Origin of the sequence: Leifsonia soli, from assembly GCF_013408745.1 — a bacterium.
Classification (GTDB): domain Bacteria; phylum Actinomycetota; class Actinomycetes; order Actinomycetales; family Microbacteriaceae; genus Leifsonia; species Leifsonia soli.
Map to the genome: position 1 here is coordinate 2,008,691 of NZ_JACCBJ010000001.1, position 13,334 is coordinate 2,022,024.

At 70.2% G+C, this 13,334-nt stretch carries 16 protein-coding genes; 5 read left to right on the forward strand and 11 right to left on the reverse strand.

Translation table 11 applies throughout. The features are described from left to right. Position 1 precedes the first annotated feature (1 nt). Together coaA and BJ963_RS09720 are read left to right on the forward strand one after the other, a co-directional pair. Entirely contained in the window at positions 2-940 is a 939-nt protein-coding gene (gene coaA / locus BJ963_RS09715; RefSeq protein ID WP_179456264.1) for a type I pantothenate kinase, read from the forward strand. Positions 941-1,022: 82 nt separating this feature from the next. Further along, a complete protein-coding gene (locus BJ963_RS09720; protein ID WP_089908623.1) occupies positions 1,023-1,331 on the forward strand; it encodes a helix-turn-helix domain-containing protein in 309 nt (102 codons plus the stop codon). Between the two features lie 68 nt (positions 1,332-1,399). Here BJ963_RS09720 and glmM read toward each other — a convergent pair whose 3' ends face one another. From glmM to BJ963_RS09740, 4 genes are all read right to left on the reverse strand, one after another. Beyond that, positions 1,400-2,761 carry a phosphoglucosamine mutase gene (glmM, locus tag BJ963_RS09725; RefSeq protein ID WP_089908619.1) on the reverse strand — a complete coding sequence of 454 codons (1,362 nt, stop codon included), beginning with the start codon at positions 2,759-2,761 and terminating at the stop codon, positions 1,400-1,402. 27 nt (positions 2,762-2,788) lie between these two features. After that, positions 2,789-3,286, reverse strand: a complete 498-nt coding sequence (rpsI, locus tag BJ963_RS09730; RefSeq protein WP_089908616.1) for a 30S ribosomal protein S9 — start codon at positions 3,284-3,286, stop codon at positions 2,789-2,791. A 52-nt stretch (positions 3,287-3,338) separates the two neighbouring features. Next, entirely contained in the window at positions 3,339-3,785 is a 447-nt protein-coding gene (gene rplM, locus BJ963_RS09735; protein WP_018191935.1) for a 50S ribosomal protein L13, read from the reverse strand. 167 nt (positions 3,786-3,952) lie between these two features. Next, complete coding sequence (locus BJ963_RS09740) at positions 3,953-4,891, reverse strand: SDR family oxidoreductase (protein ID WP_179456266.1); 939 nt, start codon at positions 4,889-4,891, stop codon at positions 3,953-3,955. 105 nt (positions 4,892-4,996) lie between these two features. Here BJ963_RS09740 and BJ963_RS09745 point away from each other — a divergent pair, with 105 nt between their 5' ends. After that, positions 4,997-5,836 (forward strand): MmyB family transcriptional regulator, encoded by an 840-nt coding sequence (locus tag BJ963_RS09745; RefSeq protein WP_179456268.1) that lies wholly within the window; start codon positions 4,997-4,999, stop codon positions 5,834-5,836. Between the two features lie 30 nt (positions 5,837-5,866). On the opposite strand, the gene BJ963_RS09750 is transcribed toward BJ963_RS09745, so the two are convergent. Continuing rightward, complete coding sequence (locus BJ963_RS09750; RefSeq protein WP_179456270.1) at positions 5,867-6,649, reverse strand: chymotrypsin family serine protease; 783 nt, start codon at positions 6,647-6,649, stop codon at positions 5,867-5,869. A gap of 181 nt (positions 6,650-6,830) precedes the next feature. On the opposite strand from BJ963_RS09750, the gene BJ963_RS09755 reads away from it, so the two are divergent. Together BJ963_RS09755 and BJ963_RS09760 are read left to right on the forward strand one after the other, a co-directional pair. Further along, the gene (locus tag BJ963_RS09755) at positions 6,831-8,042 is read left to right on the forward strand and encodes a sensor histidine kinase (RefSeq protein WP_179456272.1); all 1,212 of its coding nucleotides are present in this window, start codon (positions 6,831-6,833) and stop codon (positions 8,040-8,042) included. After that, positions 8,039-8,674, forward strand: a complete 636-nt coding sequence (locus BJ963_RS09760) for a response regulator transcription factor (protein WP_179456274.1) — start codon at positions 8,039-8,041, stop codon at positions 8,672-8,674. Before BJ963_RS09755 ends, BJ963_RS09760 begins: the two co-directional genes overlap by 4 nt. A gap of 7 nt (positions 8,675-8,681) precedes the next feature. On the opposite strand, the gene truA is transcribed toward BJ963_RS09760, so the two are convergent. The 6 genes from truA to rpsM all read right to left on the reverse strand — a co-directional run bounded on the left by truA (position 8,682) and on the right by rpsM (position 13,314). Further along, positions 8,682-9,563 carry a tRNA pseudouridine(38-40) synthase TruA gene (gene truA / locus BJ963_RS09765; RefSeq protein WP_179456276.1) on the reverse strand — a complete coding sequence of 294 codons (882 nt, stop codon included), beginning with the start codon at positions 9,561-9,563 and terminating at the stop codon, positions 8,682-8,684. Next, positions 9,553-10,578, reverse strand: coding sequence for a GNAT family N-acetyltransferase (locus BJ963_RS09770; protein WP_179456278.1), 1,026 nt, complete (start codon positions 10,576-10,578; stop codon positions 9,553-9,555). Before BJ963_RS09770 ends, truA begins: the two co-directional genes overlap by 11 nt. A gap of 164 nt (positions 10,579-10,742) precedes the next feature. Continuing rightward, the gene (gene rplQ, locus BJ963_RS09775; protein ID WP_179456280.1) at positions 10,743-11,330 is read right to left on the reverse strand and encodes a 50S ribosomal protein L17; all 588 of its coding nucleotides are present in this window, start codon (positions 11,328-11,330) and stop codon (positions 10,743-10,745) included. A gap of 54 nt (positions 11,331-11,384) precedes the next feature. Further along, positions 11,385-12,383: a DNA-directed RNA polymerase subunit alpha gene (locus tag BJ963_RS09780; protein WP_018191943.1), complete on the reverse strand. Its 999-nt coding sequence runs from the start codon at positions 12,381-12,383 to the stop codon at positions 11,385-11,387. Between the two features lie 119 nt (positions 12,384-12,502). Then, positions 12,503-12,901 (reverse strand): 30S ribosomal protein S11, encoded by a 399-nt coding sequence (gene rpsK, locus BJ963_RS09785; RefSeq protein ID WP_018191944.1) that lies wholly within the window; start codon positions 12,899-12,901, stop codon positions 12,503-12,505. A 38-nt stretch (positions 12,902-12,939) separates the two neighbouring features. Then, complete coding sequence (gene rpsM, locus BJ963_RS09790) at positions 12,940-13,314, reverse strand: 30S ribosomal protein S13 (RefSeq protein ID WP_018191945.1); 375 nt, start codon at positions 13,312-13,314, stop codon at positions 12,940-12,942. Positions 13,315-13,334 lie beyond the last annotated feature (20 nt).

Consider the following 13,334-nt stretch of genomic DNA (forward strand, 5'->3'; position numbering starts at 1 on the left):
TATGCTTCCGAACGGCGACTCCTCCACCCCCTTCGTCGAGCTGAGCAGGGCCGACTGGGCGGAGCTGGCGGAGAACACGCGGCTGCCGCTGCAGGAGACCGAGATCGTCCAGCTCCGCGGTCTCGGCGATCCGCTCGACATGCGCGAGGTGTCGGAGGTCTACCTCCCCCTCAGCCGCCTCCTCAATCTCTACGTGGGTGGCGCGAAGCAGCTGCACAGGGTCACGAGCGACTTCCTCGGCGAGCGGGCGGCCAGCACACCGTTCGTCATCGGCGTCGCCGGCTCGGTCGCGGTCGGCAAGTCGACGATCGCGCGCCTGCTCCGCGAGCTGCTGTCGCGCTGGGACGACACCCCCCGCGTCGAGCTGGTGACCACGGACGGCTTCCTGCTGCCGAACGCCGAGCTCGAGCGGCGCGGCCTGATGCAGCGGAAGGGCTTCCCCGAGTCGTACGACCGCCGCGCCCTGCTGCGCTTCGTCACGGCGATCAAGAGCGGCGCCCCGGAGGTCCGCGCCCCGTTCTACTCGCACCTCAGCTACGACATCGTGCCGGATGCGGAGATCGTCGTCCGGCGCCCCGACGTGCTCATCGTCGAGGGGCTGAACGTGCTCCAGCCGGCCGGAGGCGGCAACCGGCTCGCGGTGAGCGACCTGTTCGACTTCAGCATCTACGTGGATGCGCGCACCCGCGACATCGCGCACTGGTACGAGGAGCGGTTCCTCAAGCTGCAGCGCGGGGCCTTCGCCAATCCGAAGTCGTACTTCCACCGGTATGCCGAGCTGACCGAGGATGAGGCGCGCGCACGGGCCGCATCCATCTGGACGGCCATCAACGAGCCGAACCTGCTGCAGAACATCCGGCCGACGCGTTCCCGCGCCAAGCTGGTGCTGCGGAAGGACGTCGACCACGCGGTCAGCTCCGTGCTGCTGCGCAAGCTCTGAATCGGGTCTTTAGACCCGAGGCGCACAGGGGTGAGGTCGCGGCGCTCTGGCCATGCATGCATATATCCCGTAAGCATGAGGCATGCCAGCACCACGCTCCCGCGCAGCCGAGCTCTTCGGACAGCGCGTCCGCGAGGCGCGGATCGCGCTCGGGATGAGCCAGGAGGACATCGCCAACCTGGCCGACATGCACGTCACGAACTACGGGCGGGTCGAACGCGGCGAGGCGAACTCGGAGCTGCACACCATCGTCCGCATCGCCACGGCTCTCGACGTCGACCCGGGCACGCTGATGGCCGGACTGTACGGCACCGAGATGCTGCCCGACCGGTCACGCGCGTACTCGGTGGCGGACTTCATCGCAGCCCGCCGGGCGCACGAGACGCGCTGACGCACTGACACACTGACGCCGCGCGCCCACGCGCTGGATCGGCGCAGGCGAATGCTCCGCGCCTCCCGCTACAGGGCCAGGCGCTCTCGCACGACGTCCGCCAGCTCGTTCGCCAGGCGCTCGGCCGTGACCTGATCCGCGGCCTCCACCATGACGCGCACCAGGGGCTCGGTGCCGGACGGACGCAAGAGCACGCGCCCGGTGTCGCCGAGGGCGCTCTTCGCCGTCTCGACCGCGGTGCGCAGCCCGTCGTCGGTGTGGACGGCGTGGTGGTCGACGTTCTTCACGTTGACCATCACCTGCGGGTACACGGTCATGACCTTCGCGAGCTCCGCCAGCGACTTGCCCTGCCGGGCCATCTCGCTGAGGAGGTGCAGTCCGGTGAGGATGCCGTCGCCGGTCGTCGCGAACTCGCGCATGATGACGTGCCCGGACTGCTCGCCGCCGAGGGAGAAGTCGTGTTCGTTCATCTCCTCGAGGACATAACGGTCGCCGACCGCGGTCTCGACCATGCGGATGCCGTGATCGCGCATGGCGAGCTTCAGGCCGAGGTTGCTCATCACCGTGGCGACGAGGGTGTCGTCGCGGAGCTTGCCCCGCTCCTTCATGCCGACCGCCAGGATCGCCATGATCTGGTCGCCGTCGACCACGTTGCCGTCGGCGTCGATCGCCAGGCAGCGGTCCGCGTCGCCGTCGTGGGCGATGCCGACATCGGCGCCGGCCGCGAGAACGGCCTTCGCGAGGTTGTCGAGGTGCGTGGAGCCGACGCCGTCGTTGATGTTCATGCCGTCGGGCGCGTCGCCGATGACGGTCACGCGCGCTCCGGCGTCGGTGAACACCTCCGGCGAGATCCCGGCCGCGGCGCCGTGGGCGCAGTCGAGGACGACGTGGATGCCGTCGAGCCGGTGCGGGAGGCTGCCGAGGAGGTGGAGGACGTAGCGGTCCTCCGCGTCGGCGAAGCGGCGGATGCGGCCGACGTCGGCACCCGTCGGGGTCAGCTTCTCGAGGTCGAGGTGCTGTTCGATGCGGTCCTCGACGACGTCGGGGAGCTTGGTGCCGCCGCGGGCGAAGATCTTGATCCCGTTGTCCGGCGCCGGGTTGTGCGAGGCCGACACCATCACACCGAAGTCCGCGTCGAAGTCGGAGATGAGGAAGGCCGCGGCGGGCGTGGGGATGACTCCCGCGTCGTACACGTCGATGCCGGAGCTGGCGAGCCCGGCCGCGACGGCGGCGGAGAGGAACTCGCCGGAGACGCGGGGGTCGCGGGCGACGATGGCCGTCGGGCGCTTGCCCGCGGCACGCCGCGCCTCGGCGCTTCGGCCTTGCGTCAGTACAGCAGCAGCTGACTGCGCAAGGCCGAGCGCCAGGTCGGCGGTGAGACTGCCGTTCGCGAGACCGCGAACGCCGTCGGTTCCGAAAAGGCGGGGCATGGACCGGAGCCTAAACGCTGACGTGGGTTAGCGCTTGGAGAACTGCGACGCCTTGCGGGCCTTCTTGAGACCGGCCTTCTTGCGCTCGGTGACGCGGGCGTCACGAGTGAGGAAGCCGGCCTTCTTGAGAGTCGGGCGGTTGTTGTCGCGGTCGATCTCGTTGAGCGCGCGCGCGATGGCGAGGCGCAAGGCGCCCGCCTGGCCCGAGGGGCCGCCGCCGGTGATGCGGGCGACGACATCGTAGGAGCCGATGAGGTCGAGCACCTTGAACGGGTCGTTGATGAGCTGCTGGTGCAGCTTGTTCGGGAAGTAGTCGGCGAACTCACGGCCGTTGACCGTGATGGTGCCGGAACCCGGGACCAGGCGCACGCGCGCGATGGCCTCCTTGCGGCGGCCGACGGCCGCGCCGGGAACGGAGAGGACGGCGCGCGGGGCGGCCGGGGCCTCGGAGGCCGGGGTCTCGGTCGAGTAGGACTCGACGTTCGAGGTCTCGGCCGAGTCGATGCTGTCTGCGATCTTCGCCACGGTGGTGATAATCCTTTGTCTCTTTAAGTCGTGAACGTCTACGTCGTCGCGGTTACTGCGCGACCTGGCCGAGCGTGTAGGGCTTCGGCTGCTGGGCGGCGTGCGGGTGCTCGCTTCCGGTGTAGACCTTCAGCTTGCGGAGCTGGGCGCGGCCGATGGAGTTCTTCGGCAGCATTCCGCGGACGGCCTTCTCGACGGCGCGCACCGGGTTCTTCTCCAGGAGCTCCGAGTAGGTGGTCGCCTTGAGGCCGCCCGGGTAGCCCGAGTGGCGGTAGGCCTTCTTCTGCAGAGCCTTCTGACCGGTCAGCGCGACCTTGTCGGCGTTGACGATGATGACGAAGTCACCGCTGTCCATGTGCGGGGCGAAGGTCGGCTTGTGCTTGCCGCGGAGGAGGGCGGCGGTGTGGCTGGCGAGACGGCCGAGCACGACGTCGGTCGCGTCGATGACGACCCAGTCGCGCTGGATCTCGTCTGCCTTCGGGGAATAGGTGCGCGTCACAGTAGTGGCTGCTTTCTGTCTCGAACGGAGGTGTTCGTGAATCCCGCTCCGTTGGTGGTTCGCTCGCGATGGCGTCGAACCGGACCGGTGGAGGGCTCACGTTCGTGTGTCCGGCCGCAGGGGGCGCGGACACCAAAGAGCAATACTACGGGAGCGGGCGTACCCGGTCAAACCGGCAAGGGGACGCCGACCTGCTGCTCGGAGATCTCCCACACCCGGGCGGCCTCCTGCACGTCCCGGAGCGGCGCGTACAGGGCCTGCTCCGCCGGCGCGCCGCCCAGATGGCCCGGTCCGCTCGGCCCGTACATCCGCCCGCCCCGCGCATCCGGACCCGTCGCCGCGAGCAGCGCGGGCAGCGCCGCCGTTTCCGGCGTGCCGACCAGGATGCCGCGGGCGGACAGCCAGCGGATGACGCGGACGGCGCCGGTGTCCGCCGCGCGCCCGTACCCGGGCTGCGCCGCGAGCAGGTTGGTCGGAGCGACTCCGGGATGCGCGAGGTTGCTGCTGATCCCCCAGCCGCCCGCGGAACTCCGCCGGTCGAGTTCGAGCCCGAACAAGCCGAGCGCGATCTTCGAGGCGCTGTACGCCGCTTGGGCGCGGTACCTCCGCTCGGCGGCGAGGTCGTCCCAGTCGATCGCCCCGCTGCGCGCCGCCACGCTCACCTGCGAGGTGACCCGTGCGCGTCCGTCGCGGAGCAGCGGGAAGAGGGCGCCGAAGAGCGCGACATGGCCGAGGTGGTTGGTGCCCCACTGCAGCTCGAAGCCGTCGACGGTGGTGCGGCGCTCCGGCGGCGTCATCAGCCCGGCGTTGTTGATGAGGATGTGGACGGGGTCGCCGTCCGCGCGCATCCCCTCGCCGAACGCGGCGACCGAGTCGAGGGAGGCGAGGTCGAGGTCGCGCAGCACCAGGCGCGCCTCCGGGACGGCGGAACGGATCCGGTCCGCGGTCGCGTTTCCCTTCGCCCGGTCGCGCACCGGCATGACCACCTCCGCGCCCGCCCGCGCGAGCCGTGCCGCGATCACGGACCCCATGCCGTCGCTGGCCCCCGTGACGACGGCCCGCCGGCCGGTCAGGGCGGGGATGTGGATGTCGATCGTGCGTGCCACTGCGTCCTCCTTCACTCGGTGTCTCCACCCTGACCGTTCCGGCCGGCCGTAGCCACGGCCCGGCGATCCGTGGCTACGGCGCGCGCCACCCGGTAGACATGAGGGGTGATCGACCGCATCGGACTCGCCGAGTTCCTCCGGACACGGCGAGAGCTGCTGCAACCGGAGGACGTGGGCCTGCCGCGCGGCAGCCGACGCCGCACCTCCGGGCTGCGGCGCGAGGAGGTGGCCGCGCTGGCCCACATGTCCGTGGACTACTACGCGCGCCTCGAGCGGGAACGCGGCCCGCAGCCGTCCGAGCAGATGCTCGCCTCGATCGCCCAGGGGCTCCACCTCTCCCACGCGGAGCGCGATCACCTGTTCCGTCTCGCCGGCCACACCCCGCCGGCGCAGGGTTCGGAGAGCGAGCACGTGAGTCCCGGTCTGCTGCGTGTGCTCGATCGGCTGGACGACACCCCCGCCGAGATCGTGACAGAACTGGGAGAGACGCTGCGGCAGAGCCCGATGGGCGTCGCGCTCACCGGCGACACGGCGTCCCTGCGCGGGCCCGAGCGCAGCCTCGGCGTGCGCTGGTTCACCGCTCCCGCCTCTCGCCGCCTGTACGCACCTCGGGACCACGACTTCCTGAGCCGGATGTTCGCGTCCGGCCTGCGCGAGATCGCGACGGCCCGCGGCCCCGGATCCCGCGCGGCCGCGCTGGCGGAGCACCTCCTGGCCCGCAGCGACGAGTTCCGGACGCTCTGGGCGGCGCACGAGGTCGGGCTCCGGCCGACGGAGGTCAAGCACTTCCTGCACCCGGAGGTCGGCGAGCTCGAACTGCACTGCCAGCAGCTCGTCGACCCGGGCAACGCGCACTCGCTGCTCGTCTACACCGCGATCCCGGGCAGCGAATCCGCGGACAAGCTGCGGCTGCTGTCCGTCATCGGGGCCCAGACCCTGGGCTGAGCAGCGCAGGACTGAGCAACGCTGGGCCGTTCAGGAGCGGACGCATCCTGCAGCGGTGACGAAGCACCCCGTGCCGTCATTGCCGGGCGGGTAGCCCCATGACCTCCAGGACTGGCTCTCGGTCCACACGTGGTTCTGCACTGCCCAGGTCGGCACGAACGAGGTGTACCCGAAGCCGGCGCCCGTGATCCAGCCGTAGAGCTTGATGCCACCGGGAGCGTAGTCCCACACCGGTCCGCCGGAGTCGCCACCCGAGGCGGGCACCGAGAGCTGGCACTGAGTACTCGGCGGGGAGCAGTCGAAGCCCATGGTCCCGCACCGGTAGCCGCCCGCAGCCATCGTCTGCGGGGAGGTTCCGGAATGACACAGTGCGAGGCCCTGCGTGATATCGCCTGGATGGGCCACATCGATGACCATGGCGTTCGACCAGGTCGCCGACACGCGAACGGTCGGTGGGACGGGTGTGGTGCCGGTCGAGATCAGGCCGATGTCCGGAAGCGCCGGCTTCCCGTCGTAGGTGGTGTAGGCGACTCGCCCGAGCACGCCGGTACCGGTCTCCTTCTCTTCGCGCCAGGTGCCGAGCGGCTGATCGATGTGGCCGACGCCCGGGATGTAGTACACCCCGCGCCAGAGGTAGACGCCCCCGCCCGCTGTGCCCCAGCCGAGCGGGCCGATGGAGGCGGCGCCGGCCGGATGCGTCGCCGTGCTCCAGGTCCAGGTGTCGGCGGCCTGGGCCGGTGCCGCCCCCGCCAGCGCGTCCGAAGAGTCGTCCTTCGTGATGTCGTCATCTGCCCTCGTCCGTTCCGGCGGCAACGCTGACGCCTCTACTCAAGAAAGACGACGCGACGGGCCGGTCGTGACGCGCGTGATCGCAATCCGCTCAGGCCGCGCTCGTTCTGCGCGCAGGACGGACCGGCTGAACGGCACTCAGCCCCAGGGCTGAAATCCGGCGCGATGGCACCCGCGGCGGATCGACCCGCCCTAGCGTTGCCGTATGAGATCACTCCTGCGTCGCAGTCGGTGGCTCCTCGAGCCCGCCATCGCCGTGGCCTTCTTCGTCGTCCTGGCCATCGCCGAGACGGGACGCCATCAGCTCCTGCCCGGGGCACTGCGGTCGACCGTGCCGTTCTGGGCCGCTCTCCTCGTGCTCGCGTGCACCATCGGGGTCTCGAGGCTCAGTCCCATCGCCGCCATGGGAGGAGGGACCGCCGTGCTCATCGGGCAGCTGCTCTTCCCGTCCGGGATCTTCGAGAACGGGCTGATCTACCTCGGCTACGCGATCGTGATCGGCGTCGTCGCCGCCACGGTGCGCGGGCGGATGCGGGTCGTCGCCCTGGCCTTCGCGGTCGGCGCCGGCGTTTCCATCGCCGGCCTTCTGTCGTGGGCGCAGGGCATCGGCCACACCGACGCCGGCGCGCGGGCGCTGTTCTTCGTCCTCTGCGCCGGGGCGGGCGCATTCGCCTGGCTCCTCGGGACGCTCGCCGGTGTGTGGATGCGCACGCGGCGCAGCGAGAAGGAGCTGGCGCGCACGACGGCCGAACTCCGCAGCGCGGAGGCCGAGACGATGGTCGCAGGCGAGAGGGAGCGCATCGCCCAGGATGTCCACGACATCATGGCCAACTCCCTCGCGGTGATCCTCGCCCAGGCCGATGGCGCCCGTCTCCTCGCCGACGACCGTCCGGCGTCCGTCGCACCGTCGCTCACCACCATCGCGGACACGGCGCGGGCCTCGCTGACGGAGGTCCGGGTCCTGATCGAGACGCTGGTGGGCGAACCGGGCGGCCCGGAGCATCCCGGCCTGACCGACCTCGACGAGCTGATCGCGCGGATGTCCGACGCCGGCCTGTCGATCTCCGTCGAGCGATTCGGGGAATCCGCCGATGTGACGCCCGCCCAGGAGCTCGCCGTCTATCGGATCGTGCAGGAGGGCCTCACCAACGCCCTCAAGCACGCCGGGTCCGGAGCGCACGCACGACTGGCCCTGGATGAACGGGGAGACGGCATCGCCCTGTCCCTGGCATCCCGGCCCGCGGCTGCCGGGGTCGCGCCGCCGCCCAACCCGGCAGGCCGCGGAGTCATCGGGATGCGGGAGCGCGCCCGGTTCGCCGGAGGCTGGCTCGACGCCGGTGCGGACGAAGACCAGCCCGGCGGGTATCTGGTGACCGCCTACATCCCGGCGGTCGGGCGCAGCACGGTGACCGCATGATCCGAGTCGGGGTCGCCGACGACCAGCCCCTGTTCTGCGCCGGGTTGCAGATGATGATCGAGTCGCAGCCCGACCTCGAGTTCGCGGGAACCGCCGCCGACGGCCTTCAGGCCGTGCAGCTGGCGCGGTCCGCCCGCCCGGATGTGCTGCTCATGGACATCCGGATGCCCGGGCTGGACGGCATCGCGGCCACGGAGGCCATCCGGCGCGATCGGACGGGGCAGCTCCCGCGCATCGTCGTCCTCACGACGTTCGACCGCGACGAGGCCGTCGCCGCGGCTCTTCGAGCGGGGGCGGACGGCTTCCTGTTGAAGGATGCGACGCCGGACTTCATCCTCGCCGCGATCCGCACCGTGCACGACGGGCACTCGGTCATCGCGCCGAAGCAGACCACCGAGTTGTTCCGCGCGCTGGCCCGCCGCCGGCCGGAGGCCATCGACTCCCTGTCCGTACGGGAGAAGGAGGTGTTCCTTCTCGCGGCCCGTGGTTTGAACAACGGCGACATCGGGCGGACGGCCTTCATCTCCGAGGCCACCGTCAAGTCGCACGTCCGCAGCATCCTCGCCAAACTCGGGCTCGTGTCCCGCGTGCAACTGGTGGCGTTCGCCTACGAGAACGGGCTGGTCCGGTGAGCCGCGGTCACAGCTCTCGCATCGCCCGGGTGCGCTCCGCGCGCAGCGCGAGCTCCGCCCCTTCGGGGTAGCCGACCTCCATCAGCGTGAGCCCGCGGGCGGGCATCACCTTGAAGGCGCTCGTGCGCTGCTTCTCGTCGCGCAGCGCGATGAGATCGCCGGCGCCGAGCTTGCCCTCCCCCACTTCGACGCACGCGCCGACGAGGGCGCGCACCATGCTGTGGCAGAAGGCGTCCGCGGTCAGCTCGGCGACGAGCACGCCGTCCGGATCACGGCGCCAGGCGAACGCCTGCAGCGTCCTGATGGTCGTCGCACCTTCGCGCGCCTTGCAGTAGCTGGCGAAGTCGTGGAGGCCGAGGAGTCCGTGGGCGGCCATGTCCATCGCCTCGACGTCGAGGTCCGACGACACCCACGCCGTCCGGTGGCGCTGCAGCGGGTCGCGGAGGGCGAGACGATCGGCGACCCGGTACTCGTATCGCCGCCACAGCGCGGAGAAGCGTGCGTCGAATCCCTGGGGCGCCACCGTGGCGGACAGCACGACGACATCGGACACCGGCCCCAGGATGCCGTTGAGGCGGCGGCCCAGCGCCTCTTCCGCCGAGAGTGGCGGACGCTTGCCGTGCGGCTTCCGCAGCAGCGACACCTGTCCGGGAGTCAGGTCGACGTGCGCCACCTGCCCGATCGCGTGCACGCCGGCGTCGGTGCGCCCCGCGACCGTCAGCAGCGGCGGCTCCCCCGCCCGGCGGAAGATCGTGGCGAGCGCATCCTCCAGCGTGCCCTGGACCGTCCGGAGTCCGGGCTGACGCCCCCACCCGTTGAAGTCGGTGCCCTGGTAGGCGATGTCGAGCCGGTAGCGCGTCGTCGGGGCCGGAACGGACTCAGTAGGCACGGACCAGCCCCACCTCCTGCTGCGAGGTGACGAAGCCCATCCCGGTGTAGAGACCGAGAGCGCCGGTGGGGTTCTCGGCGTCCACATCGAGCACGACCTTCTCGAGACCGCGCGCCGCCGACGCCTCCAGCACCGCGCGCAGCAGTGACGGCGCGATCCGGCGGCCGCGGTAGGGGCGCGTGACGGCCACAGTCGAGACATACGAGCCGGTGAACCCCTGGCCGGGCCAGTCCTCCTCCGCGACGTCGGTCAGCACGATGCCGGCAACATCGCCGTCGATCATCGCGACGTACGAGAGGTCCGCGGCGAAGGTGCCGGAGACCAGCCCATGGAACTGCTCGTCCGACAGCGGCTGGCTGCCCCAGTGGTCGCGGAAGGCGTCGTCGCGGGCGGCATGCACCGCCGCGGAGAGCTCGTCGCGGTAGGGCTCGATCCGCACGTCGCCCACCGGCGTCACGTCCGGGACGGGGTCGGCCAGGTCGCGCTCCATCGTCTGGAAGAAGCGCACCACCTCGAAGCCGCCCGCCTCGAGCAGACGCTGCCGGCCTGGCGCGCGCTCGTCGGCGTACCCGACCAGCCAGCCCGGCAGCCGCTTGTCGGACGCAGCCAGCTTCTGCTCGCCGCGGGCGCGCTGCCACGCGAGCAGTTCGCGCCCGATCCCCCGCCCCCGGAATTCGGGATGGACGCCGCCGTTCATGAACTCGCGCACGAGGCTCTCCTGCCGCGGCGGCTCCATGACGATGCCCACAGCGGCGACGCGCCCGTCGGCGGCGATCGCGAGGAGGGTGTCCTGCTCGAGATCGATGAAGCTGAAGCCGAGCTCCTCCTCGACCTGCTCGCGATTCGTCAGGTAGTTCGGATGGTCCGCCGTGTCGATGGCGCGGTACACCTCGTGCACCGCATCCACGTCGGCCGAGGTGGCCGGGCGCCACTCGGCGATGAGGGGATGCTGCGGACGGTAGGTCGGCGGCGCGGCGACCCGCTCGCTGAGCGGGCTCAGAGTGTCGTCGGTCATCCCTTCACCCTAAAGCCTCGCCTTCCGGGCGTGCCCGGCATCCGTGGGTCGCAACACACCGCTTCCCGGCCCCCATAACGGCGTGTTGCGACCCACAGGCGGCCGGGGACGACGAAGGCCCCGCATCCGGGGATGCGGGGCCTTCGTGCGGACAGGGGAGGGCGTTACGCCTTCTCCGCCTCGCTCTCGGCGTCGGTCTCACCGGCGGCGTCGGCGTCGGCAGTCGCGGCCTCGACGGCCTCCGCCTCGGCGGCCGCGGTCTCGGTGCTGGTCTCCTCGGTGCTGGTCTCCTCGGCAGGAGTCTCCTCCGCCGGGGTCTCCTCCGCCGGGGTCTCCTCGACCGGCGCAGCCTTGGGGGCAGCGGTGGTCTTGGACGACTTCACCTTCGGGGTGACGGGCTCGAGCACGAGCTCGATCTGCGCCATCGGCGCGTTGTCACCCTTGCGGAAGCCGAGCTTGGTGATGCGGGTGTAGCCGCCCTCACGCTCGGCGACCAGCGGCGCGATCTCGGTGAAGAGCTCGTGCACGACGGTCTTGTCCTGAATCACGGCCAGAACGCGGCGGCGGGCGTGCAGGTCGCCGCGCTTCGCGAACGTGATCAGGCGCTCGGCCACGGGACGCAGGCGCTTGGCCTTGGTCTCGGTGGTCTTGATGCTCTTGTGCGTGAAGAGCGCAGCGGCCAGGTTGGCGAGCATGAGGCGCTCGTGCGCCGGGCCGCCCCCGAGGCGGGGGCCCTTGGTGGGCTTAGGCATGATCGGTTATCTCCAGTGTTGAAAAGGTCTGATGGCTGAGTCGGGCGACGTGCCTCAGATGGTGGTGGACTCGTCCTCGTCGTAGCCGCTGTAGAAGTGGGCGCCGTCGAACCCGGGAACCGAGTCCTTCAGCGACAGGCCCATCTCCGTCAGCTTGTCCTTGACCTCATCCACCGACTTCTGACCGAAGTTGCGGATGTTCATGAGCTGCGTCTCCGACAGCGAGACGAGCTCGCTCACGGTGTTGATGCCCTCGCGCTTGAGGCAGTTGTACGAGCGGACCGACAGGTCCAGGTCCTCGATCGGCATCGACAGCTCGGAGCTGAGGACGGCGTCGACCGGAGCCGGGCCGATCTCGATGCCCTCGGCGGCGCTGTTGAGCTCGCGGGCGAGACCGAACAGCTCGACCAGGGTGCGGCCGGCCGAGGCGATAGCGTCGCGCGGGCTGATCGCGGGCTTGGTCTCCACGTCGACCACCAGGCGGTCGAAGTCGGTGCGCTCACCGGCACGGGTGGCCTCGACGCGGTAGGTGACCTTGAGAACGGGCGAGTAGATCGAGTCGATCGGGATCTGGCCCGCCTCGCTGTACTCGTTGCGGTTCTGCTGGGCCGACACGTAGCCGCGGCCGCGCTCGATGGTCAGCTCGACCTCGAACTTCGCCTTGTCGTTGAGGGTCGCGATGACCAGCTCGGGGTTGTGGATCTCCACACCGGCCGGGGCCGAGATGTCGGCGGCGGTGACCTGACCGGCGCCGGTCTTGCGGAGGTACGCGGTGATGGGCTCGTCGTGCTCGCTGGAGACCACCAGACCCTTGATGTTCAGGATGATCTCGGTCACGTCCTCCTTCACGCCCGGCACGGTGCTGAACTCGTGCAGCACGCCGTCGATGCGGATGCTGGTGACAGCCGCTCCGGGGATGGAGGAGAGGAGGGTGCGGCGCAGGGAGTTGCCGAGGGTGTATCCGAAGCCGGGCTCCAGCGGCTCGATGACGAACCGCGAGCGGAACTCGGAGATGTTCTCTTCGGTGAGCGTAGGACGCTGTGCAATGAGCACTATTGATTCCTTTCGGCTAAGTGTCCGCTATATGACACTTGCTTCTACTGAGGGGGGTTCGTCACGCCGCCAGGCGGCGGCCCGGTCGGACCGCCGCCTGCGGCGGACGAGAAGAGAACTTAGACGCGACGACGCTTCGGCGGGCGGCAACCGTTGTGCGCCTGCGGGGTGACGTCGTTGATCGAGCCGACCTCGAGGCCTGCGGCCTGGAGGGAGCGGATCGCCGTCTCACGACCGGAGCCGGGGCCCTTGACGAAGACGTCGACCTTCTTCATGCCGTGCTCCTGCGCCTGACGCGCAGCCGACTCGGCGGCGAGCTGCGCCGCGAACGGGGTCGACTTGCGGGAGCCCTTGAAGCCCACGCCGCCGGACGAGGCCCAGCTGATCACGGCACCGGTGGTGTCGGTGATCGAGACGATCGTGTTGTTGAACGTGCTCTTGATGTGGGCCTGGCCCACAGCGATGTTCTTCTTTTCCTTTTTGCGCGGCTTGCGAGCGGCCGACTTGGGTGCTGCCATTTTTTCTCCTGAATCCTAAGAGCTACGGGCCGCGGGCCTTAGCGCGCCTTCTTCTTGCCGGCCACGGTGCGCTTCGGGCCCTTGCGGGTACGAGCGTTGGTCTTGGTGCGCTGGCCGCGGACCGGGAGGCCCTTGCGGTGGCGGATACCCTCGTAGCTGCCGATCTCGACCTTGCGGCGGATGTCGGCGGCGACCTCGCGGCGCAGGTCACCCTCCACCTTGAAGTTGCCCTCGATGTAGTCGCGGAGAGCGACGAGCTGCTCGTCGGTCAGGTCCTTGACGCGGATGTCGCCCGAGATCTCGGTCTCGCGCAGAGTCTGGAGGGCGCGGGTGCGGCCGACTCCATAGATGTAGGTGAGTGCGACCTCGACGCGCTTCTCGCGCGGGATGTCGACGCCTGCTAGACGTGCCATGTGTTGGCTTCTCCTGTGAT

Excerpts from the sequence above, each read along its gene's own strand:
- coaA (WP_179456264.1), top strand. The coding sequence starts at position 2 with ATGCTTCCGAACGGCGACTCCTCCACCCCCTTCGTCGAGCTGAGCAGG.
- BJ963_RS09720 (WP_089908623.1), top strand. The coding sequence starts at position 1,023 with ATGCCAGCACCACGCTCCCGCGCAGCCGAGCTCTTCGGACAGCGCGTC.
- glmM (WP_089908619.1), bottom strand. The coding sequence starts at position 2,761 with ATGCCCCGCCTTTTCGGAACCGACGGCGTTCGCGGTCTCGCGAACGGC.
- BJ963_RS09755 (WP_179456272.1), top strand. The coding sequence starts at position 6,831 with ATGAGATCACTCCTGCGTCGCAGTCGGTGGCTCCTCGAGCCCGCCATC.
- BJ963_RS09760 (WP_179456274.1), top strand. The coding sequence starts at position 8,039 with ATGATCCGAGTCGGGGTCGCCGACGACCAGCCCCTGTTCTGCGCCGGG.
- BJ963_RS09770 (WP_179456278.1), bottom strand. The coding sequence starts at position 10,578 with ATGACCGACGACACTCTGAGCCCGCTCAGCGAGCGGGTCGCCGCGCCG.
- rplQ (WP_179456280.1), bottom strand. The coding sequence starts at position 11,330 with ATGCCTAAGCCCACCAAGGGCCCCCGCCTCGGGGGCGGCCCGGCGCAC.
- rpsK (WP_018191944.1), bottom strand. The coding sequence starts at position 12,901 with ATGGCAGCACCCAAGTCGGCCGCTCGCAAGCCGCGCAAAAAGGAAAAG.
- rpsM (WP_018191945.1), bottom strand. The coding sequence starts at position 13,314 with ATGGCACGTCTAGCAGGCGTCGACATCCCGCGCGAGAAGCGCGTCGAG.